Origin of the sequence: Nocardioides sp. CPCC 206347 (genome assembly GCF_048654605.1) — a bacterium.
Taxonomy (GTDB): domain Bacteria; phylum Actinomycetota; class Actinomycetes; order Propionibacteriales; family Nocardioidaceae; genus Nocardioides.
The window spans coordinates 203,849-223,757 of record NZ_JBMCYZ010000007.1 but is presented as its reverse complement, the minus strand read 5'-3'; the positions used below and the strand labels follow the sequence as shown (position 1 = coordinate 223,757).

21 protein-coding genes are annotated in these 19,909 nt (G+C 67.2%); 10 read left to right on the top strand and 11 right to left on the bottom strand.

The genetic code is table 11. The features are described from left to right. The first annotated feature begins 31 nt into the window (after positions 1-31). Positions 32-805 carry a hypothetical protein gene (locus ACOACQ_RS21885; RefSeq protein WP_420289274.1) on the top strand — a complete coding sequence of 258 codons (774 nt, stop codon included), beginning with the start codon at positions 32-34 and terminating at the stop codon, positions 803-805. 48 nt (positions 806-853) lie between these two features. On the opposite strand, the gene ACOACQ_RS21880 is transcribed toward ACOACQ_RS21885, so the two are convergent. The 3 genes from ACOACQ_RS21880 to ACOACQ_RS21870 all read right to left on the bottom strand — a co-directional run bounded on the left by ACOACQ_RS21880 (position 854) and on the right by ACOACQ_RS21870 (position 3,654). Then, complete coding sequence (locus ACOACQ_RS21880; protein ID WP_420289273.1) at positions 854-1,612, bottom strand: hypothetical protein; 759 nt, start codon at positions 1,610-1,612, stop codon at positions 854-856. Positions 1,613-1,968: 356 nt separating this feature from the next. Next, complete coding sequence (locus ACOACQ_RS21875) at positions 1,969-2,850, bottom strand: hypothetical protein (protein WP_378598864.1); 882 nt, start codon at positions 2,848-2,850, stop codon at positions 1,969-1,971. Between the two features lie 60 nt (positions 2,851-2,910). Further along, on the bottom strand, positions 2,911-3,654 hold the full coding sequence (locus ACOACQ_RS21870; RefSeq protein ID WP_378598867.1) for a hypothetical protein: 744 nt from the start codon (positions 3,652-3,654) through the stop codon (positions 2,911-2,913). A 540-nt stretch (positions 3,655-4,194) separates the two neighbouring features. On the opposite strand from ACOACQ_RS21870, the gene ACOACQ_RS21865 reads away from it, so the two are divergent. Next, positions 4,195-4,359: a hypothetical protein gene (locus tag ACOACQ_RS21865; RefSeq protein WP_420289272.1), complete on the top strand. Its 165-nt coding sequence runs from the start codon at positions 4,195-4,197 to the stop codon at positions 4,357-4,359. Here ACOACQ_RS21865 and ACOACQ_RS21860 read toward each other — a convergent pair. Next, complete coding sequence (locus ACOACQ_RS21860; protein ID WP_378598870.1) at positions 4,352-4,744, bottom strand: helix-turn-helix transcriptional regulator; 393 nt, start codon at positions 4,742-4,744, stop codon at positions 4,352-4,354. The two genes, ACOACQ_RS21865 and ACOACQ_RS21860, sit on opposite strands and share 8 nt — an antisense overlap. Before the next feature lie 116 nt (positions 4,745-4,860). Then, the gene (locus ACOACQ_RS21855) at positions 4,861-5,001 is read right to left on the bottom strand and encodes a hypothetical protein (RefSeq protein WP_378598873.1); all 141 of its coding nucleotides are present in this window, start codon (positions 4,999-5,001) and stop codon (positions 4,861-4,863) included. A 381-nt stretch (positions 5,002-5,382) separates the two neighbouring features. Between ACOACQ_RS21855 and ACOACQ_RS21850 the strand changes: the two genes are divergently transcribed. Further along, on the top strand, positions 5,383-6,594 hold the full coding sequence (locus ACOACQ_RS21850; protein ID WP_378598876.1) for an ATP-binding protein: 1,212 nt from the start codon (positions 5,383-5,385) through the stop codon (positions 6,592-6,594). A gap of 389 nt (positions 6,595-6,983) precedes the next feature. Here the strand turns inward: ACOACQ_RS21850 and ACOACQ_RS21845 are convergent, their stop codons facing one another. Next, positions 6,984-7,685: a hypothetical protein gene (locus ACOACQ_RS21845; RefSeq protein WP_378598878.1), complete on the bottom strand. Its 702-nt coding sequence runs from the start codon at positions 7,683-7,685 to the stop codon at positions 6,984-6,986. A 392-nt stretch (positions 7,686-8,077) separates the two neighbouring features. Then, entirely contained in the window at positions 8,078-9,070 is a 993-nt protein-coding gene (locus tag ACOACQ_RS21840) for a formylglycine-generating enzyme family protein (RefSeq protein ID WP_378598881.1), read from the bottom strand. Between the two features lie 75 nt (positions 9,071-9,145). Here ACOACQ_RS21840 and ACOACQ_RS21835 point away from each other — a divergent pair, with 75 nt between their 5' ends. From ACOACQ_RS21835 to ACOACQ_RS21825, 3 genes are all read left to right on the top strand, one after another. Further along, positions 9,146-9,856 carry an SDR family NAD(P)-dependent oxidoreductase gene (locus ACOACQ_RS21835; protein ID WP_378598884.1) on the top strand — a complete coding sequence of 237 codons (711 nt, stop codon included), beginning with the start codon at positions 9,146-9,148 and terminating at the stop codon, positions 9,854-9,856. Positions 9,857-9,894: 38 nt separating this feature from the next. Next, entirely contained in the window at positions 9,895-10,773 is an 879-nt protein-coding gene (locus ACOACQ_RS21830; RefSeq protein ID WP_378598886.1) for an LLM class flavin-dependent oxidoreductase, read from the top strand. An 88-nt stretch (positions 10,774-10,861) separates the two neighbouring features. Beyond that, positions 10,862-11,782: a hypothetical protein gene (locus ACOACQ_RS21825; protein WP_378598889.1), complete on the top strand. Its 921-nt coding sequence runs from the start codon at positions 10,862-10,864 to the stop codon at positions 11,780-11,782. A gap of 26 nt (positions 11,783-11,808) precedes the next feature. Here ACOACQ_RS21825 and ACOACQ_RS21820 read toward each other — a convergent pair whose 3' ends face one another. Next, the gene (locus tag ACOACQ_RS21820) at positions 11,809-12,537 is read right to left on the bottom strand and encodes a PaaX family transcriptional regulator C-terminal domain-containing protein (protein ID WP_378598892.1); all 729 of its coding nucleotides are present in this window, start codon (positions 12,535-12,537) and stop codon (positions 11,809-11,811) included. A 101-nt stretch (positions 12,538-12,638) separates the two neighbouring features. On the opposite strand from ACOACQ_RS21820, the gene ACOACQ_RS21815 reads away from it, so the two are divergent. Together ACOACQ_RS21815 and ACOACQ_RS21810 are read left to right on the top strand one after the other, a co-directional pair. Beyond that, the gene (locus tag ACOACQ_RS21815) at positions 12,639-13,484 is read left to right on the top strand and encodes an SDR family oxidoreductase (RefSeq protein WP_420289271.1); all 846 of its coding nucleotides are present in this window, start codon (positions 12,639-12,641) and stop codon (positions 13,482-13,484) included. Continuing rightward, positions 13,481-13,858 (top strand): hotdog fold thioesterase, encoded by a 378-nt coding sequence (locus ACOACQ_RS21810; RefSeq protein ID WP_420289270.1) that lies wholly within the window; start codon positions 13,481-13,483, stop codon positions 13,856-13,858. The genes ACOACQ_RS21815 and ACOACQ_RS21810 overlap by 4 nt, the downstream gene beginning before the upstream one ends. 39 nt (positions 13,859-13,897) lie before the next feature. On the opposite strand, the gene ACOACQ_RS21805 is transcribed toward ACOACQ_RS21810, so the two are convergent. Continuing rightward, positions 13,898-15,835, bottom strand: coding sequence for a hypothetical protein (locus ACOACQ_RS21805; RefSeq protein ID WP_420289269.1), 1,938 nt, complete (start codon positions 15,833-15,835; stop codon positions 13,898-13,900). Positions 15,836-16,024: 189 nt separating this feature from the next. Here ACOACQ_RS21805 and ACOACQ_RS21800 point away from each other — a divergent pair, with 189 nt between their 5' ends. Then, positions 16,025-16,678, top strand: coding sequence for a hypothetical protein (locus ACOACQ_RS21800; protein WP_378598909.1), 654 nt, complete (start codon positions 16,025-16,027; stop codon positions 16,676-16,678). On the opposite strand, the gene ACOACQ_RS21795 is transcribed toward ACOACQ_RS21800, so the two are convergent. Together ACOACQ_RS21795 and ACOACQ_RS21790 are read right to left on the bottom strand one after the other, a co-directional pair. After that, on the bottom strand, positions 16,669-18,009 hold the full coding sequence (locus ACOACQ_RS21795; protein ID WP_378598912.1) for a DUF7168 domain-containing protein: 1,341 nt from the start codon (positions 18,007-18,009) through the stop codon (positions 16,669-16,671). The two genes, ACOACQ_RS21800 and ACOACQ_RS21795, sit on opposite strands and share 10 nt — an antisense overlap. A 12-nt stretch (positions 18,010-18,021) precedes the next feature. Then, positions 18,022-19,152, bottom strand: a complete 1,131-nt coding sequence (locus ACOACQ_RS21790) for a CDP-glycerol glycerophosphotransferase family protein (protein WP_378598915.1) — start codon at positions 19,150-19,152, stop codon at positions 18,022-18,024. An 80-nt stretch (positions 19,153-19,232) separates the two neighbouring features. Here ACOACQ_RS21790 and ACOACQ_RS21785 point away from each other — a divergent pair, with 80 nt between their 5' ends. Next, complete coding sequence (locus ACOACQ_RS21785) at positions 19,233-19,901, top strand: acyltransferase (RefSeq protein ID WP_378598918.1); 669 nt, start codon at positions 19,233-19,235, stop codon at positions 19,899-19,901. Positions 19,902-19,909 lie beyond the last annotated feature (8 nt).

Below are 19,909 nucleotides of genomic sequence, written 5' to 3'. Positions count from 1 at the left end.
GCCGAACTTGGCAAAAGGAGGTTTCATTGAGATGAACGCCAATGCTCGCGACGACGTCGAAACTCTGATCCGGCTGGCAATAGAGTCGGCGGCCGTCGATAGCTTCGAGAGAAGCGCGCTTCTCGGATACTTGGGAAGGTTCGGCACAAGCCGGTCCGAGGGCCTGCTGGCGCAGCTCGCGGATGGGACGGTCGCAAGCACCGCAGGCGAGCGCGAAGCCTCAATGCGAAGCCTTGCCGAACTGAGTGGCGCGAGAAATCTTGAAATTTATGAGCGCGGTCTTCAAGCGCGAAGTTTCAGTATCCAGGAGGCCGCGCTCGGCGTCCTGTTTGACTTCGACAAACAAGGCCAGGCGTCCAGTTCAGTTCTTCGCTGGATGGAGCGGAGGTTGACGGGAAGGCGCAAGAGGAAACAGTGGTCCTACTCAGAGCTGCCAGTCTGCGTCGGGTACTTGTCTCGCCCGGACGGAGGACTGGAGTCAGCGCTCAGCCTGCTGGACAAATTCGACTCCGAGTTGCTTGCGGTCGAACGACTCGTCCTTGAAGTCATGTGGCCAAACGAGAAGCGCCGCGGTCCCGACCGTCAAATACCGGACCTAGATGGGCTCGGACCATATGGACACTCTTATAAGGTCTATCAGGCGCTGGAGATTGCGATAGCGACCGGGGCGTCGACCGACACCGTTCGCCTAGACCAGGACGATCCAGTCGCACACGAGATTGCCGCCAATGCGGAGTCTGAGTTTTTCGCCCTCTTGGACGCGATAGCCGGTCGCCGGGGCTTCGACAGCAAGCGTGGATCCTGAGACCGTGCCCTGTTTGTGAATCCGCGCTTGCCGCGGATGGTTCAACAACTAGACGGCATGGGCCAGGACAAGATGGCCGCCAACACCGACAACGTAGGACGCACACTCGTCGCCGTGCTTCACGACGAACGTCACTGTGTCGCCATCATCAAGAGTTCCGTGCGCCCATGTGGGGCCGCTTTTGTAGCCGACGATCGAGGTGCCGATGAAGCAGTAGATAGACACCAGATAAGGCCCCGCAGTCGTAACGCCAGTCTCGTTCTTGGCCTCGCCCACGATCGAATTGCCAACAATGTTCGTTTCCGTCACCGTCAACGGGGCCGCGTTAAGGGAACTGATGTCAATCTCCGCTGAATCGGTCGAGAACTCATATTCGACATTAGACGGAATCGAGTCGGCGTTCTCGAAGTCGATGTATGCGAGGCCCACTTCACCTGATGCCACTTGGGCCGGGATGGTTTCCGCACTGCTGCCCGTGGAGACAATTTTCCCGCCGCTCCGGGCCGAGGCGGTCCATTTGACCTGCGAGATTGCATCGTCGGTGTTGTTGCGGAACGCGAACAGCAGGCTGCCGGACGTCGTCACCAGCGGTCCAACTTGTACGACAGACATCTCTCCGGAGTCGCCAGCAGGGAACTCCGGCCTTGCGTTCCCACCGAGGAGGCCGCTGGCATTGAACGGCAACGCCTCCACTTCACTGAACTCGTCGGCCAGGTCCCTGGTGTTGTCGTCGGAAGTTGAACTGCAGGCGCTTAGCGGGAGAAGAAGGGCGGTCACGGCGGCCGCGACGCGCACAGAGGTCATCACGTCACGCAATGTAGCCGCCGTTCATCGACAGAGGGGGCGCGATTCACAGACGGGCGGAGTGCCGTCGAGTTGAGTGAACTGTTCGCCACGCGCGGGGGCTCAGGGCGCCACTACCAGCCAAGGTAGGGACCGGAGCTGGAAGCGGTCGAGGCTCTTCCGCAGATCCACGACCGTTGCTCCAAGGCCAGCGCGTCGCACTACACTGCCTGGACGGCGGCGAACCGTCCGAGCGCTCATGATCTGATCCATTTGCCGCAGTACGCAGACTACCGTCGGACAGAACGACCAGTGTGTTACGCACTCCGAAGTGCCCTGCGCATGGCTCGGTCACACGCGCTCGGGTGCGAGGAGAGGGGTCACGCCTCCGTTGCGGCGGTGGGTACATCTACGCTGGTCGTGTCAGCCTGAACTGCTGTCTGCCTGGCTTTGAACGCATCAAAACGCGCCTGCCGAGCGTCCCTTTCCACGCGTACGCGATCGTCGCGTTCACCTCGGGTTTCGACGATGGCCTCCACCGTGCCCTTGGTGAGGGGAGATCCCTTGATGTGCTTCTCGATTCCTTGCACAGCCTTTGCGATGTGGTGCATGTTGTAGCGCTCGGTGAACAGCAGCCCGTTAGGGATGCTGAGGTCGAGAGCAGTGGTCTCAGTCCAGCTGTGCCCGCGGCTGTCGTGGTAGCTGATCGTTATCTCATGCACCTCTGGGAGGTCCTTGCGCTCGTACCTTTCGGTTGGGGAGTCGAACCACGAACGGAGTTCATACTTCGGCGGCATCATGGCGATCGGTCGCGTGAAGAGGCGGGCCTGAGCGAGCTCTTCGCCGTCGACCTCTTGGGATCGTTCAAGCGGTGGATTGACGCTGATGACGACGTCGTAGGCCGGGCCAGCGCCGATGTTCTGAAGAACCAAGTCCATGGAGTGGATGGTGTCGTGACCGATCTCCACGCCAAGGAGGACATAGGGTCGGGCCTGATCCAGCGCGGTTTGCGCGGCTTGCTCAGCGGCGGCCCTTGCGGCCTCGCGGCCGTCGCTCAGTTGGAACCAGGCCACGATGACTGCCACCACAGCGGCGAGTGTCGCGAGGGCTTCGATCCAGCCGGGCAGGTCGCTAACTTGGCCACCGGTGGCCGCGAGTATCAGGCACGCTGCCGAGACCACGAGCAGGATCGCCGCGCCAGAGAGAAGGCCGACTCGGACGGCGTTGATTCGGTGGGGCATGGCGTCGTGGTCATTGGTCATAGATCGTCTATTCCTCGGGGCTACAGCGGCGTCATACTCGTTGCGGGATTGCGGAAGTGGTCAGGATCCGCCGAGTTGCTTGAACGCCTCCATCGCGGCGATCTCGCCGACTCCACCGCCGGTTCCGCCGACGAAGCCGGCAACCAGATGGGTGGCGACGCTCCTCCACCTTCGCGATCGGGGCTCGTCCTGCTGGGCGTTTGCTCGTTCAGCTTGAGCAGCCATTGCGCCGCCGAGCTCGAATGCGACCTGTCGGACGGTCTCGGCGCCGTACTTGTCGAGGTTCTCCACGATCATCTGCGCACGGCGAATGAGTTCTGCCAGGTAGCCCCGTATGAGGTCGGGAAGGTCAACGGTGTCGTGGTCGATCAGGTCGCGTGCCTCGGCCAAGACATCTGTGAGGCGCCGGCGATCGTCTTCGGTGACGACCAGGGCGCCGCCGGTCTTTATGACGAGGCCGAGTGCGTCGAGCAGTTTCAGGCTGCTGTCGGAACACACGTCACGAGGGGAGTCCTTCCGATTGTTGTTCGAACTCCAGGGGAGGGTCGCGAAGTGGACGCCGGCGTACCATTCGGGTAGTGCAGCCATGAAAGGCGAGGTGTCAGTCCCAACAAGCTCCATACCTTGGAGGATGCGGTCGACAGTGGCTACCAGTTCCGCGGACTCGTGGTGGCGTCGCCAGGCGTCGAGTCGGTTCTGCCCACGAGCGAAACCGCGGACACTTTCCGGCGTTTGACCACCCGGTGTGGAGAAGCTGCGGAGCGCCGCGGCGAGCCGCGTGGCTGCGTTGTCGGTGGTGGTCATCGCGATGAGTGCCTCGTAGGTCGTGGTCGGGCTGGACAGCAGGGCGCTGTGGCGGTGACCCTACGCGCGGGCCCCGACACATTGTCGGAGGCGCAGTGAAGTACCGCGGCGTCTATCACCGGGGCGCACACGTCGACCCGCTGGCTTGCGTGGTCATTCTGAAGACGCTCGAGTCGCCGGAGGTTGCTGGTCACCCGGCGGCGCGCCTGAGAGGGCTTTCTAAGAGCCCGGACCCCGAGAATCTCCAAGCTGTGGAGCAGGTGGCCGCTGCGTTAGACGAGATGAAGCAGGCTCGCCGCGACCTCGCACGGAGCCGGGCTGAGCTCGATGGTTTCGATGCCGATACTGCGAAACCAGTGGCTCACGACATTCGGGCAGCCTCGGAGGTGCCTCCTTGCAAGCACCTCTCGGTGGTGCAGGTGACCGATAGGCTCGACGTCTCGGAGCAGTACGTGCGGCGGCTGTGCCGTGACACTGTCCTGTCGGCCCTCAAGGAAGCGAAGACCTGGTTGATCGCTCAAGGCACGGAACGAGCAGGCCGTGGAACGTGCGGCGATCGCGTTCGCCAGCACCCTCGCGACGTGCGCGCAGATGACGCCCAGGGAGCCGGCCGAAGCTGCCTGGACGCCGACGTCGCCGTACACCGTCGCGCAGCTCGAGGACCTGATCCGTGAAGACCGCGGAATGGGGTGCCGAATCAGGTGACCGGTAATCGCGGTGCGGCGTACAATTGTGGCGTGGGGCTCGCCTCCGTACCACGGGGGGACAGGGCCCCACGCTCACGCCCGAGGTAACTGTTGCTCGATCCAGGTCTCGACGTCGGAGCCCGGTAGACGACCTGGCGCCCGATGCGGGTGGACTTCGGACCGGTCTTGGCCTGACGCCAACGCCGCAAGGTGCTGACCGCGACGGCGGTCCGCTCGGCGACCTGCTCGATCCGCATGAGGTCACCGCCGGCTACGGCGTACGAGCGAGCCGGCAGGGCAGCGTTGGCCGCGCTGAGGCGAGCGAGTCGAGCATCGATCAGAGCCAGATCGGCCGCGATCCGGGCGAGGCTCATCCGGATCGCTTCAACGTCCGTCAGGCGCATCGCGCCAACGTCCGAGGCGTCGGCTTGAGCCGGGGTCAGCAGTTGCGTCGATTGTGTGGTCACGACACGACCTTCAACCGCCGCAGCCAGGCCAGGCAAGCAAGTGCCCCGACTGGTCAGAAATCGATCGGGTCAGCATCGTCGCCGACGCAGTCGGTCCAGCCGCTGATCTCAGCGAACTGGGAGCGGGCTTCGTCCTCGCTCATGCCGAGCTCGACACACATCGCGACGCGGTCTTTCAGCGTCATCTCGCTCATGTCGCCCTCCTGATCGAGGCCTCGGGTGCCGGCGAGGACCGTCCCCCGGGCAATGCGGGGCACGGTCCCGCCGACTCGACTAGCGTACGGTGCGGGCCGGAGGCTGCTGCTTCGTTCATGGCCGGGCAACGGTACGACGCCGCGCTACACCCGTTCGATCGGCGCGCGCCCGAGGTTCTCCTTGCTGCCGGTGGTTACCTTGAGACGGCGGAACGGAAGGCAGCCATCCTGGCCCAGGTGCTGGGATAGTCCGGAGGCGATGAACACTGACGTTTCCACATTGTTCTAACATCAAGTCATGCTAATGTTAGAACGATGCCACTTCATGTGGTGTTCAGTCCCTTTGATATCGAGAGCCCCGAGCACCGCCAGGAGTACGCCGTGACCGAGTTCGACCCATTCCAGATGCGCGTCGCCATCGGCGTGAACTTTTCTCCGTCCACGCCGGTGACGACTCGAGACGTGTTCGCTGGTCGTCGCGACCAACTGAATCGAGTCATGGACGTTGTCGCCCAGAGCGGCCGCCATGCAGTGATCTATGGCGATCGAGGTGTGGGCAAGACTTCGCTCGCCCGCGTGGTCAGCGATGTCTTCAGCGGTTCCGGTGACGTGTCCTCGATGTACCACGCGGCGTACTTCACCTGCAGCAGTCAAGACACGTTTTCGTCGATCTGGCGCAGTCTGTTCGACGAGATTCACCTCAACGAGGCGGCGGGCGGGGTCGGCTTTGTCCCACAGCCAACAATCACAGGCTTCCCTGCCAGTCGGCTTCTCACTGAAGAGGCACCTTCGCCCGACAGTGTGCGGCGCCTTCTCGCGCAGCTCGCTGCGCAGATCAGGTTGGTCCTGTTCATCGATGAGTTCGACCGGCCACTGGACCCTATGACCCGACCGCTCATGGCTGACATGATCAAGATCCTGGCGGACCAGGCCATCCCGGTGACGCTGGTTCTGATCGGGGTCGGAGAGACCGTTGATGACCTGATCACAGGGCACGAGTCGGTGCACCGGTCGCTCACGCAGATCCAGATGCCGACAATGGGTAATGACGAGTTGGGAGAGATCGTCGACCGCGGAATGCTTGCATGCGGCATGACGGTTGAGCCGGGCTTCACGGCCCAAGTGACGGCGATGTCGTTGGGCCTTCCGCACTACACCCACCTCCTGGCGTCCAAGGGTGCCTTGGCTGCAGTGATGGACGGCCGGGTCAATGTGACCGCTCAGGACTTCGAGGCTGCCGTCGAGGGAGCGCTCGAGGACGCTGTTCACTCGACACGGCAGAAGTACCACAACGCCACCACGAGTAACCGCGCCACTCTCTACGAGGAGGTCCTGCTGGCTTGCGCCAGGGCCAAGCGCGATGCATTGGGCACGTTCGGGGCGGTTGATGTTCGCGAGCAGCTTCGTGAGATCACCGGTCGGGACTACGAGATCCCGGCATTCGCGCACCACATGAACGACTTCTCGTCCCTGACGCCGCCGCGAGGGGGAATCTTGCTCAAGCGCGGAACCACTCGTCGGTTCCGGTACAAGTTCGCCGACCCGTTGATGCCGCCGTTCGTGCTGATGATGGGCGCTCAGAAGCACCTGTAGCCCGCGCAACTACGGGTTCCGCTTTGACTGGCGTCGACGTCCAATCGATCACCAGGTGGGGGTGGTGGCCGAAGATCAGCAGGTGGGCGTCGTCGAGGTCGCATCAGTCGTCCATGAGCCCATCGTGGCTGACCTGGGCTGGTGGCGTCGGCGGTCATTCACAGGGCCTGTGACAACGAACGAGTGCCCCCGCCTGCTGAAGCAGACGGGGGCGTCGTACGCGCACGATGTGGGGTCAGCACGTAGAGGGAGTATCGATCCCAGTGAGCCGTGGTGTCTCAGGATCTGCGTCATCGGAACCGAGGTGTGATGGCCAGGTGACGCCGAGCTTGTCCGACATCGTTGATCTGGATCTCGGATTTCGTCGGTGATGCGGGTGGACCTGATTTTCAGGACCCTGTGCCGGTCTTCATGCCGGAGCCGTCAACATCGCGACGTGCCTTCTCGTGTTCAGCTGCACGCCGTTCTGAAATGCGGTCCAGCCATGGCCGCAACACCCAGCGCAAGACCCGCACGACCCGTTGCCCAACCGGCCCGATCACCACCTCGGCAGGCGGCTCCGGCACAGTCTTGCGGTCCAGCCATTCAGTAACCGACAGCATCGCCGACAGGGACAGGCCACCGATGAGGAGAACGATGCTCACGATCGCGAGGAAGCTGATGACTCGCCAGGTCGAACCCACTGCACCCGACATGTCGCGGTATCCCGCGGACATCAAAAGCACGAACAAGGACAGGGCCATGATGACTACTGAGTAGCCGACGCTTCGCTGGCGCTGGGACAACTGTCGACCGATAACCACGCGATCGTGGAGTGTCTGGGCTTGATGTGCGAGTGCCCTCTCCAGGCTGGATTTCGCTTCGCCGGCAGGCAGCAGAGCGTGAAGTTCGGCATCACGCTTCAGGTTGGCTCGCAAGCGATTCGGTCCCACCAATCGGACGATTGCGGCCAACGCCGTCAGCGAGGTAGCCGTGACGCCAGCCCATGTCGCGATGTTGCCGACTTCTTCCACCCTAACCTCCTCGCTCGGTTCGATGACCGTAGTCGCCACCTCCGACATGTGCAGGTCCAAGCCGAGAATGCCGACCACCTCTTGGTCATCGCCGGACGCGGGCCAATGTGGGTGCAGGTGTGGGCACAGACAGCACGACACGGACCAGCACCAACCGTCACGACGTGCCGCGTCGTGCGTCGTTGCCAAGACCACGCGAGCCTAGGCGGCACTGGAGACAACCAGTTGTTACGACGGGCAGATTCCTGGGGGTCAGGGGGTCGCAGGTTCAAATCCTGTCAGCCCGACCGAAAAACTGCCTCTGACCTGCGGAAACGCAGATCAGGGGCAGTTCGCGATTCCGATCCGGAGCGTGAGCTCACGATCGACACACCGTTCGCCGTCATGACGCGATCGGTGAGCGTGAGGGGTCCGACCGATACCGCGAACGGTGTGTCGGTCGTGTGAGTGCTGCCGCCTGAGGCCGTGAGTCAGGTCCCGTCGTTGGCGCACCGGAAGCCGATGTTCCCCGACGACGACTCGGCCGTGTTGGACGAGCGGGCGGCGACGCGATAGCGGTTGCAGTAGCTGTCGTGGCAGAGGTACGAGCCGCCCCGCATCACGCGACGCACCTGGGCGTCGGGGGTGTGGGGCGGCTCTGCCGCGACGGGGTCGACGACGGGTTCGTCGCCGGCCCGGTCGGCGTACTCGGTCGGACGGAAGGTGTCCTCGCACCACTCCCACACGTTCCCCACCATGTTGTGCAGGCCGTGGCCGTTCGGCTGGAAGGCCGTCGCCGGGGCGGTCGTGAGGAAGCCGTCGTCGAGCGTGTTGTGCCGCGGGAACTCGCCCTGCCAGATGTTGCAGCGCCACCGGCCGCCGTGGGTGAGCTCGTCGCCCCACGGGTAGCGCGCGCGGTCCAGGCCGCCGCGGGCGGCGTACTCCCACTCGGCCTCGGTGGGCAGGCGCTTGCCCGCCCACTGGCAGTACGCCTGCGCGTCGCGCCAGGACACGTGGACGACCGGGTGGTTCTGCAGGTCGCCGATGCTTGATCGCGGTCCGCCTGGATGGCGCCAGTCCGCGCCGCGCACGGCCAGCCACCACGGCACCCCGGAGGCGCCCTGGAGGATGTCGGCCGGGGCAGCGTCGACCGCGAGGTGGAAGACCGCGGACACACCGTCGCGCTCGGCATCGGTGACGTACCCCGTCGCCTTCGCGAAGGAGGCGAACTGTGCGTTCGTCACCGCCTTCGTGTCGATGAAGTACGTCGACAGCCGAACCTGGTGCACGGGGAGCTCGCCGTCCGCGGCGTAGCCGTCCCCGTGACTGTCGCCCATCCAGAAGGTGCCGGCGGGGATCCTCGCCTGTCCTCGTGTGGTCCGGATCCCGAGGGCAACCACCTGGGTCGGCACCGCGCCGCGGTCGGTCGCGGTCGACGGGGCGCAGCAGGAGGCGGGTTGGCCGGCGTCGGCGCTCGTACTCACCCGCTCAAACTACAGTGAACAACTCATATTTGAGCAGCAGGCGACAAGAACTAGAACACGTTCTAGGGTGTGGCCATGCGCTTTCCTGATCGTCGAGTCATCGTGACCGGTGCCGCTGGCGGCCTCGGTCGTGTTGTTGCCGAGTTGTTCCGGGCCGAGGGCGCACGTGTCGTGGCCACCGACGTCGCCGCGGCCGAGGGAGTGGTCGGGTGCGACCTCACCGACGATGCCGCACGGGACGCGTTCGTCGACAGCGCGCTGGCCGAGCTCGGCGGACTCGACGTCCTGTGCAACGTCGCCGGCATCCAGCAGTTCGCGGAGCTCGGGAAGCTGACGCCGGCGGGCCTGCGCAAGCACTTCGACGTCAACGCCCTCGCGCCGCTCCTGCTCACCCAGGCCTTCGCCGAGGCGCTGGTCGAGAGCAAGGGCAACGTGGTGTCGGTGGCGTCGATCTCGGCGGTGATGGGCCAGCCGTACAACGCGCAGTACTGCGCGTCGAAGGCCGCGCTCCTGCTGGGCATGCGCGCTCTCGCCGTCGAGCTCGGCACGCGCGGGGTCCGGGTCAACTGCGTGTCACCGGGCGGCATCGAGACCCCGATGATCCAGGCCGCGGCCGCGGGCCTGCCCGCCGAGGTCAACTGGGACCTGATCGCGAAGAGCCAGTCGGTCATCCCCGGGTTCATGCCGCCCGAGGACGTCGCCGAGGCGCTGCTCTACCTCGCTTCGGACGTCGCCCGCTCGGTGACCGGCGCCAACCTCGTGGTGGACCGCGGCGTCGTCTGGTGACTGCGGTGACCGCTTCGGTGAACGGGATGGGCGTTGGCATGACGTTGCCCGTGATGGAGCCCGACATCGGGCCCGACTGCCTGCAGGAGTGGGCCGGGCTGATCGACGCCGGGCCGTTCAGCTCGCTGTGCTTCGGGGAGCGGATCGCCTTCGACAACCCCGACGCGCTCACCCTGCTCGGAGCGGTGGCGGCGTGGACGCGCCGGGTACGCATCACGACCACGGTCGTCGTACCCCAGCTGCATGACCCGGTCATGCTGGCCAAGGCGCTGGCCACCGGGGACCGCCTGTCGCACGGCAGGCTCTCGGTCGGTCTCGGCGTCGGCGGCCGCGACGAGGACTACGCCGCGGTCGGCGCGGACCTGGCGGACCGGACGATGGCGGACATGGCTGGGCGGGCGTCCGTCCTCCGGCGGGTCTGGGGCGGGGAGAACCTCACCGGCGCCACCCGCCCGGTCGGCCCTGTCCCGCACCGTGTCGGCGGCCCCGAATTGCTGGTCGGCACCCACGGTCCCAGGACCCTGCGTCATGCGGCCGGTTGGGCCGACGGTCTCGCCGGGATGGCCCTGGACGGCACCGACGTCGCTGGTACGGCGGCGCTGTTCGATGTCGCGCGGGACGCCTGGGCCGCCGCGGGTCGACCGGCACCCCGCCTCACGACCTCCTTCTGGTTCGCCCTCGCCGAGACGTCGGAGGATCCGCGTGGCCAGATCCATCGGCACCTGCGGCACTACATGAACTGGCTGCCGCCGGCGTTGGTGGACGCACTGGCGCCGACAGCGGGATTCGCAGGCACGCTGGCGGAGCTGCGGGAGCTGCTGGCCCGTTTCGCTGCGATCGGTGCCGACGAGGTGAACCTGATCCCGACGGGCGATGACCCGCGCCAGGTCGAGCTGGTCGCGGGCATCGTGGCCTGAAGTCCACCGCAGCCCGGGAGATCGACATCACTGGTGCGTGCCGTCACACCACGGCCAGCGGGCGCTCGTCCGCCTGTACAACGGGACCATGACTTCCACTGTGCACGCTGCTGACCCGGACCTGCTCGACGGGCAGGCCGGGTCCGGCGACGCCGCTGACCCTGGAGCGGACGCAGCCGCCGAGGCTCGCGAGATCGGGCGCATCCTGGCGGACGGCAAGCTCGCGTACGTCGCCATCGGCACGGCCCGTGGCCCGCTGGTGACGCCGGTGCTCTACGGCGCCGCGGGCGGAGCGATCTGGGTCCTCACCAACCATCACGCCCTCAAGGCCAGGGTGTGGCGCAAGCGCCCCCGAGCCGGCTGGACCGTCCGGAGCGGGAACACCGCGGTCGCCTTCACCGGTGAGGCCACGATGCTCTCGGTGCGGGACGTGAAGGCGGTGCTCGCTCGGCCGCTCGGCCTGGTCGCCGTACCGCCGGCCGTCCTGTCCTGGGCGTGTCGCAACCCGAGGCAGGTCGGAGGCTTCGTCCGGGACGCGATCGTGCACCCCACTCGCGGCATGCCGCAGGACTTCGTGCTCGTCCGGCTGCAGCCCGACAGTGCGACGATCGTGCGTGACCTCGACGATGCGACTGCCGTCCAGGACGCCGACCCGCGGTTTGCCGCGGTCGCCCCCGACGGCCTGGCCGAGCTGACGACGCAGCGCACGGGCATCCTGGGGCTCACGACGCCCGACGGCCCCGTCGCGATCCCCGCTGGCTGGGACCACGAACAATCGGTCATCCGCCTCTCGGCGGCCGCTGCGCACCTGGTCGCGGGTGCCGGGGCGGAGGGATGCATGACCTTCGACGAACCCGTGCACCTTCGCCCGACGGAACAGCGCGGCATCGTGCTGCGAGGACAGGTGAACCCCGTTGCTGGCGACGACTCGGGTTCCCTTGCGTTCGCTGCCGATCGCGTGACGTACTGGGACGGCTTCACCGTCGAGACGGTCGACATCCCGGGCTGACGCCCCGGGCTGACACCTGAGAGAGATCAGGCGTCGGTGACCAGGCTCTGGCGCATCTCGACGACCCACTTCTTGTAGGCGACGTGCGAGGCGCGCAGCTCGTCCCCGGGCCAGTCGCTCGGCAACAGCGGTGCCGGCAGGACGGGGTCGGTCAACAAGTGCCGGCCGGCGGTGGCGCACGCGGTGAACCGGAGGACGGGGTCCGTCGTGTTGGTCGCATCGAGGAGGTCGCGCGCGGTCGCGCTCCAGTCCTCGAGGTCCCACAGGCGCGAGGCCAGTGCTGCGGGGTCGGCCACGGTCGAGCCCACGAACCTGTCGCAGACGCTGGTGACCCCGTCGGTCCAGTCGAGCTCCAGGTTGGTCGGACGCGTCCACACGCCCTCGCGGAGCTCGCCGAGGCGCAGGTCGGTGAGGCGAGTGCGCAGGTCCGCACGATCGGTCGCGGTACGGCCGACAGTGGTGATCGCGACGAGGTGCCAGGTGCCGTCCCAGTCCTGCCGGCGGGGGTGGGTGGCCCGCTCCTGTCGTCGCTGGCGCTCGGCCAGTCGCTCGGAGAGCCGGTAGCGACCGTCGTCATCGCGGTTGACGTCGCCTGCAGCGGTCATCCGTGACAGCGCCACGCGCACGGTCGGCTCGGCGAATCCGACCACGGACGCGGCCGCGATCAGCTCGCGGGTCGTCAGGGCGGGCACCTCCGCGCCGAGCAGCAGCGTGAGCAGGGCCGAGCGGGTGGAGACGGGCTTGAGGGCAGGCATCGTGAGTCGACCTTACAAGTGTGCGACGGCTGACGGGAATCCGTTGTGACCTACGTCTAACACTCTTGGCTCGGATGTCACTGGTGTGTAACGGTGGGGCCATGAGCGAGAACAGCACCGGTCAGCGGCTTGCCGGACGAACCCTGATGATGTCCGGTGGAAGCCGTGGCATCGGCCTGGCCATCGGCCTGGCAGCCGCACGTGAGGGCGCCAACGTCGTGCTGCTGGCCAAGACCGACGTCCCGGACCCGCGCCTGCCCGGCACCGTGCACACCGCGGCCGCCGAGATCGAGGAAGCCGGGGGACAGGCGCTCGCGGTCGTGGGGGACGTCCGTGACGAGGCGTCGGTGGAAGCCGCTGTTGCCGCCGCCGTCGAGCGGTTCGGCGGGATCGACATCTGCCTGAACAACGCCTCGGCCATCGCGCTGGACAGCACCGAGACCCTGCCCGTCAAGCGCTTCGACCTGATGACGCAGATCCAGCTGCGCGGCACCTACCTGCTCACCCGGGCCTGCCTGCCGCACCTGCGCGCCGGCACCAACCCGCACATCCTGTCGCTCTCGCCGCCCCTGAACATGAACCCTGCCTGGCTCGGCAAGCACCCGGCCTACATGCTCGCCAAGTACGGCATGTCCTTGCTGACCCTCGGCTGGGCCGCGGAGTACGCCGACGACGGGATCGCCGCCAACTGCCTGTGGCCCGAGACACTGATCGCCACGGCCGCCGTACAGAACCTGCTCGGGGGCGACGCCGCGATCGAGAAGGCGCGCTCGCCGCAGATCGTCGCGGACGCGGCCATCGAGGTGCTGACTCGCCCGTCGCGGGAGTACACCGGGCAGACCCTGCTCGACGTCGACGTCCTGCGCGCAGCGGGCGTCTCCGACTTCGCTGCGTACGGCGGCACGGGCGACCTCGAGTACGACATCTTCGTGGATGCGCCCCGATGAGCGCGCCACGGATCGATGCCTACGCGGCCTTCCTCGGGGTCGACGTGATCGGCCACGGCGGTGGCCGTGCCGAGGCCACGGTCGTCGTGTCGGAGGACTACCTCAACCCGCACGGTACGGCGCACGGGTCGTTCCTGTTCTCGCTGGCCGGCATCGCACTGGCGGCTGCGGCGAACGACGACGAACACTCGGGTGTCGTCAGCGCGGTCCAGATCGACTACCTGCGACCGGCCCGGCCGGGCGACACCCTGGTCGCCCGTGCCGAGCTGGCCGAGCGACTGACCAAGGAGGACCTGTTCGTCGTCCGGGTCACCCACGGTGAGGAACTGGTCGCCCGGGCAACCGGCCGCGCGAACCGGCGCCCGCGCGCCTGATCGCCAGCCGAGTCGTCAGTCGAGCCGTCAGTCGAGCCGTCAGTCGAGGGAGACCCGCATCCGGAAACGGTGCTGGTCGCCGTCCTGGGTCACCGTGAGGCCGGCCGTGTCGAGTGACTTCAGCTCCGTGCCGTCCGACCCGGCGATCGCCTCGAGCCAGTTGCCGGCGTCGAAGTCCGCGAACGTGATGGTCAGGGCCTCGTCGTCGTCCGGCACGACGTTCGTGAACCGGTCCGATTCGCCGAGGGTCTCCTTCGGGTCGACCAGTTCTTCGAGGTAGCCGGTGCTGGGACCGATCACGACGCCGTCGTCGGTGCGCAGCGACGCGAGGAACTCGTCCCCGTCGGGCTCCAGCGTGGCGCGCAGCTTGCCCAGAGCGGCTTCGATGGCGGCCGGGTCCCCGGTGACACGGGCTGCGATGGGGAAGGTCTCCGTCTTCTCCGAGTCGAGCGCCTTGCCGAAGCCGTCCTTCGCGGCGAAGACGATCGTGTCGCCGCCGAGGGCTTCCAGGTCCTTCGGGGTGAGACCCGTGGACTTCTTGAAGCCGGCCAGCAGGTCCGCCTCGGTCCCGCCCATCCCGAAGTAGCCGCCTGAGCCCGTGACGGTGTCCTCGGCCCAACCGTCAGCGAACCCGCCGCCGAAGGCCACCGCAGTGTCCGCCGGGAGACGGCTGATCACCCGCTGTGCTTCGGTGCCGTCGTACCGGCCCTGGTAGCCGCCGAGCAGCGGGTCGCCGACCGCCTCGAGCTCGAGTGAGCCGTCGTCGAAGCGCAGCACGCCGCCCAGACCGGAGAAGTCGCGGAGCGCCTTTCGCACGTCGTCCGGCAGCTCGGGACCTCCGAAGTTGACCCCCTCCCCGTACTTCTCCTCGAAGAAGGCTTCCATCTCGTCGTCGAGCTTCTCCTGCTCGGCGGGGGAGAGCTCGTCGTAGTGCTCCATGCGCTCGTTGAACGCCTTCTCCTCCGGGGAGGGCTCGGGGACCCGCGAACTGAGGAACGCTTCCATCTCGTCGTCGAGCTTCTTCTGCTCGGCAGGGGTCAGCTCGTCGTAGTGCTCCATGCGCTCGAAGAGCGCCTCCTCCTCGGGTGTCGGCTCGGGGAAGCGCTCGTCGAAGCCTTCGTTGAAGCCTTCGTCGGAACCTGCTTCGGAGCCCTCGTCGGATTCCGCAATGGACAGGGAGTGCTCGAACTGCAGGACGTTCACGTAGCTGATCAGGCCGCTGACCGGATCGGCGTAGCCCAGCGGCGACGCGACGAGGTAGAACGCGATGAAGGAGTCCTCGTCCGAGGCCTCGAGCAGCGCCGGTCCTGCTTCCGGGGCTGCGAACACGGTCACCACGCCGGCCTCGCCGGCGGCGTCGACGAGCTCGTTGTAGTCTTCGTCGTCGGCCAGCGTCGACCGCGCCGCACCTGTCCTGACCTCGCGTGCGATGTCGTTGTTGCGGGCCAGGACGGCCCAGCCGTCGGAGACGGTGAAGCCGAACTCGTCGCAGCTACCGGCGATCTCCTTCAGGCCGGCCTCGGCCTTCCCGGCATCACCGATCTGCACGACGGCCACCACCTCCGGTTCGTCGAGGGGTACGACGGCCAGCGCGGCCCGCTCGCCGGCCCACTTCTCGACGTCGTCGAAATCGACGTCGCAGCCACTCCCGGTGGTGGCCTCGTCGACGATCGACCGCCGCAGGTCGTCCTGGCCGTCGAGGTCGAGTTCCTCCTTCAGTGCGGGGAACTTGCGCAGCGCGTTGAAGGCCGCGACCTTCTGACCGCCCGGCGGGTCCAGGTCCACCGCGATGTAGGCGAGGGTGTTCGACGGCAACGCTTCGGCGGGCTGCGGTCCCTGGGCCGCCCAGACCTGCAGTGCCCACGCGCCGACGCCGATGACGGAGCCGACCCCGACGACGCCTGCGACAGCGGCGGCGCGGCGGCGCGGCTTCTTCTCGGCGGGCGGGGGCGCGGGGACAGCGTCGGCGAGGCTCACCCGGTGAACCTAGGCGAAGCCGATGGTGCGCCACTGCCGTTTCGGTAAAGACCTGGCATCGATCCGCCCGAGGGCAACGGCACGGCTGATGGCCGCAGACATTTTGCCGTCTGGTCATGGTGGCGGCCGACGCGGCGCTGCTAACTTCCGGGAACTCCCATCTCGGGGAGCCTTAGGAAGGGATGTCTCGTGGTTCGAAAGGCGAAGCAGATCGGCATCGCTGCGGCGATGATCCTGGCAACACTCCTCGTGCCGGCGCAGGCGGCGTACGCGGCCGACGGCTGCGGCGAAGGGTGGTTCAAGCAGTCGGACGGATACCTGGAGAAGGACGACCCCTGGCAGGGCGCCGGCTCCCACAACGCGTGGATCTACCACTCGGGCAAGGTGCGCTTCTGCACCGACGACGACACCTTCAACAACGACGAGAACCGGAGGGCGCTCATCGGCTACCCGAGCGACTCCTACCCGTTCGAGAGCTGGGTCTTCAAGAACGGGACCTACACCAAGTTCTGCGTCAAGCAGACCGTCAAGGCACACATGAGCGGGATCGAGAGCTCGACCTCCTGGACCCTCAGTGGCTCGGTGTCCAAGAGCTCCGCGGGGGTGAGCTACTCGTACAGCGCGACGTACGACACCCTCACCCTGACGGTCGCCAAGACGGCAACCTGCAGCACCAGCGCCAGCCAGATCATTGCCCGGACGAGCGGGATCACCCTCACGGCTGACGACGAGACGGGCGTTGTGGACTGGGTCCAGCTCACCACGACGCTCAACACCGAGTACTGGGTCAGCGGAGTCAAGTACGTCCAGAACCACAGCCTGGTCGAGAACGACTACAGCTGAGACTCGAGCGCCCGTTCGGTTCCGAGCCGGGCTCTCGCCGCCGCCTTGATGCCGGCGTCGCGAGAGCCCGGTGCGGCGTGCACCGCGGAGGCCGTGCCCTTCCACGTGCCGCGGATGCCGTGGTCGCGGCGCATCAGCTTGAAGTAGTCGACCACCTCGACCTCCTTGGCGCGCAGCGCGAGCTCGGTGGAGGTGGACGCGGCGGGGGCAGCGACGTCGGCCTTGATCGCAGCAGCTCGGGCCAGGTCGCGCGCGGCCTTGAGGCGTTCGCCGACGTGGTCGGCCCAGGCCTCGTAGAAGGCGGCGCGAGCGGTCGATCCGTGCACGGGCTGGAGCTCCCAGCGTCGGCGCCTGGCGTTCCAGACCTCGCGGGTGTCGGCCTTGTGGGCACCGGAGCGCAGGTGCGCATCGCCGTCGCTGACCATCTGGGTGACGAGGGAGGCGTAGAGCGCCTTCACGATCGAGATGTCGGAGGGGAAGCCGTAGAGGGTCACCCGGGTGTTGCTGGTGTAGATCGCGACCCGCACGTCGTTGGCCTGGGCGATCTCCAGCATCAGGCGGACGTAGCGCGCGAGCGAGCGCTTGCCGCTCTCTCCGATGAGCACGGTCTCCCACGCGGGATCCTCGCGATGCTCCTCGACGCTCGCGGTCGCACGGGCCACCGCGAGGGCGATCTGGTGGCGAGTGGCCAGCGCCTGCGCCTTGCCGAAGAACGCGTCGCGTTCGGCGGTGTTGGACGTGCGCTCGGCCTGGCGCAGCAGCCGACCGATCCGCAACAACGTGCGGTCCTCGTCGTCGACGCCGGTGTCCAGCCCGTTGAGCCGGTAGGCCGTGTGGAGCAGGTCGGCGAGGACCGGCATCCCGATGTCCTCGAGCAGGCGCAGGTACGTCGTACGGAAGTCCCGGTCGTGGCCGGCGCCGCCGCGCAGGTGGTGCGCCACCTCATGGAGTACGACGGCCGCCCGCAGCGACCACGCGCCGCCGACCTCGCGCGGGGGAATGGCCATCACTCCGCGCAGCGGCAGCTCATCGCGTTCGTAGTGGGCCTGCCGGTGGCCGCGCCGCGCACGGACCACGATCGGCACTGCGGCGAGGTCGAGGCCCGACCCGTCGTCGTACCTGCTCTCGGCGGCACGCAGGTGCGCCAGCACGCGGTCGACGAACTCCTGCACGTGTCCGGGGTCGGTGAACCGGGGCTCGGTCTCCGGCTCGAAGTCCTTCAGCGCGGTGCCGACCCGGATCCGCAAGGGCTCGCCCGGACGGCGGCTGGCTTCGTCGAGCCAGCTCGCGAAGAGGTCTTCGGCGGCGTAGACGTCCCGGGTGTCAGGCATGGGGGAAGGTTGTCAGGCGGCGCCGACAACCGCCGATCCCTGGTGCTGGTCGCGCAGGTCGACGAGCTCGGTGATCGCCTCGACGAACCGAACCGTGCTGTCGCCGACACCGTTGTCGTCGAAGTAGTGGTGCCGCATCGCGGCTCGCGCGATCCGGTGCTCGTCGTGGTCGAGCCGGTCGGCGAGCAGGTCGGTCAGCCCGGCCAGGTTGTCGACGTCGAGGACGTCGGCGCACCGGCTGACCGGCACTTCCTGGCGCAACCGCTCGGCGTCGTGGTGGCGGTCGGTGATCATGATCGGCTTGTCGGTCTGCAGGTACAGCCAGTCGAGGCCGACCGAGGACACGTCCGTGATCATCGCGTCGCAGCCCGGGAAGACAGCCAGGATGTCGCCCTGCCAGATGGCGGCGTGCCCGGCCTCCGGGTCGCTCTCGGCAGCCCGCTCGATCAGGTCGAGGATGGCCTGGTGTCCCTCGCGGATGGCCGGGGTCAGGCTCGAGGTGATCTTCGGGTGGGGCTTGTAGACGAGGCGCACGTCGTCGACAGCCAGCACCGAGGCGACGATCTCGGCACCGAAGACGTCGACCGACGTGTAGTCGTTGTACTCCGCGTCGCCTTCCCACGTGGGGGCGTAGAGGACGGTGCGGCGCTCGCTGCGGGGGAGCAGGGGAGCGGGGCGCAGGTCGAGCTGCGGGCGACCGATCCGGATCAGGCGGGTCTCGTCGAGCTCCATCAGCGCCGCGCGGTGCCGCTGCACGGCAGCCTCGCCGGCGACGAACACGCGGTCGTACGCCTTGGCGTTGTTGGAGACCATCGAGTGCTTGTCGCTCTCGCCGTGGTTGATGTGCACGTGCAGCATCCGGCCGTCGAGCAGCGAGTTGAAGTTCCACATCGAGTTGTTGCAGTACACGACGACCTTGGCGTCGAGGTCGTCGTACAGCTGGGCGAGGTCGGCAAAGCCCGGCGCGAAGTACACCGGCAGCGAGGTCCGCTGTTCCACGATCGCCTGGGTCTCCGCGTTCCGGGTCAGGATGCCGACCGGATGGGTTGCATCGAGCCGCTCCAGGACGGGAATCCACTGCAGGAGCTGGTAGACCCGGGTCGGGTCGTCGGCGAAATAGGCGATGACGTGGGGTTGCTGCACCAGCCGATGTTACGGCTCGAAACCGTGCAGGAACGAACCGGCGACACCTCTCCAGTGTTGCGTTTGGGTAACCTCGCCCGGTGCCTCTCGTCCGGTTGCCTTCGCGCCGCTTCCTGAACCGTTCCGTCCACGCTGTCTGGCGGTGGGTGGAGCAGGTCGGCGACGTGGCGCCGGGCACCGATCTGGCCGACGGGTTCGGGCATTTCGGCCGCGGAAGCTGCCTGGGCTTCCCCATCGCGACGTTGTACGGCGCCAGCGCGATCCACATCGGCGAGGACACCCTGATCGGCCGCTTCGCCACCCTGTCGGTCGGCTACGGACCGACCCAGAGCGTGCTGCCCCCGCGCGCCCTGGTGATCGGTGACCGGTCCGTCCTCGGCGCCCGGATCTGCATCACGGCCCACGAGTCGATCACGATCGGCGACGACGTCTGGTTCGGGCAGGACGTCTTCATCTCCGACGCCAGCCACGGCTACCAGGACCCCGAGGTCCCGGTGGGCCAGCAGTTCGGTGCCCACCAGCCGGTCAGCATCGGTTCCGGGTCCTGGATCGGGCACGGCGCGATCATCCTGCCCGGCGCGACGATCGGGCGGAACTGCGTGGTGGCGGCCGGATCGGTCGTCCGCGGCACGGTGGAGGACCACACCGTCGTGGGTGGTGTCCCGGCCCGCGTCATCAGGCGGCTCGAGCCGGGCGTCGGCTGGATCACCCCGACCGCTAAGGTGGAGGTCTCCCGCCCCGCCCTGTGAAGGACCCT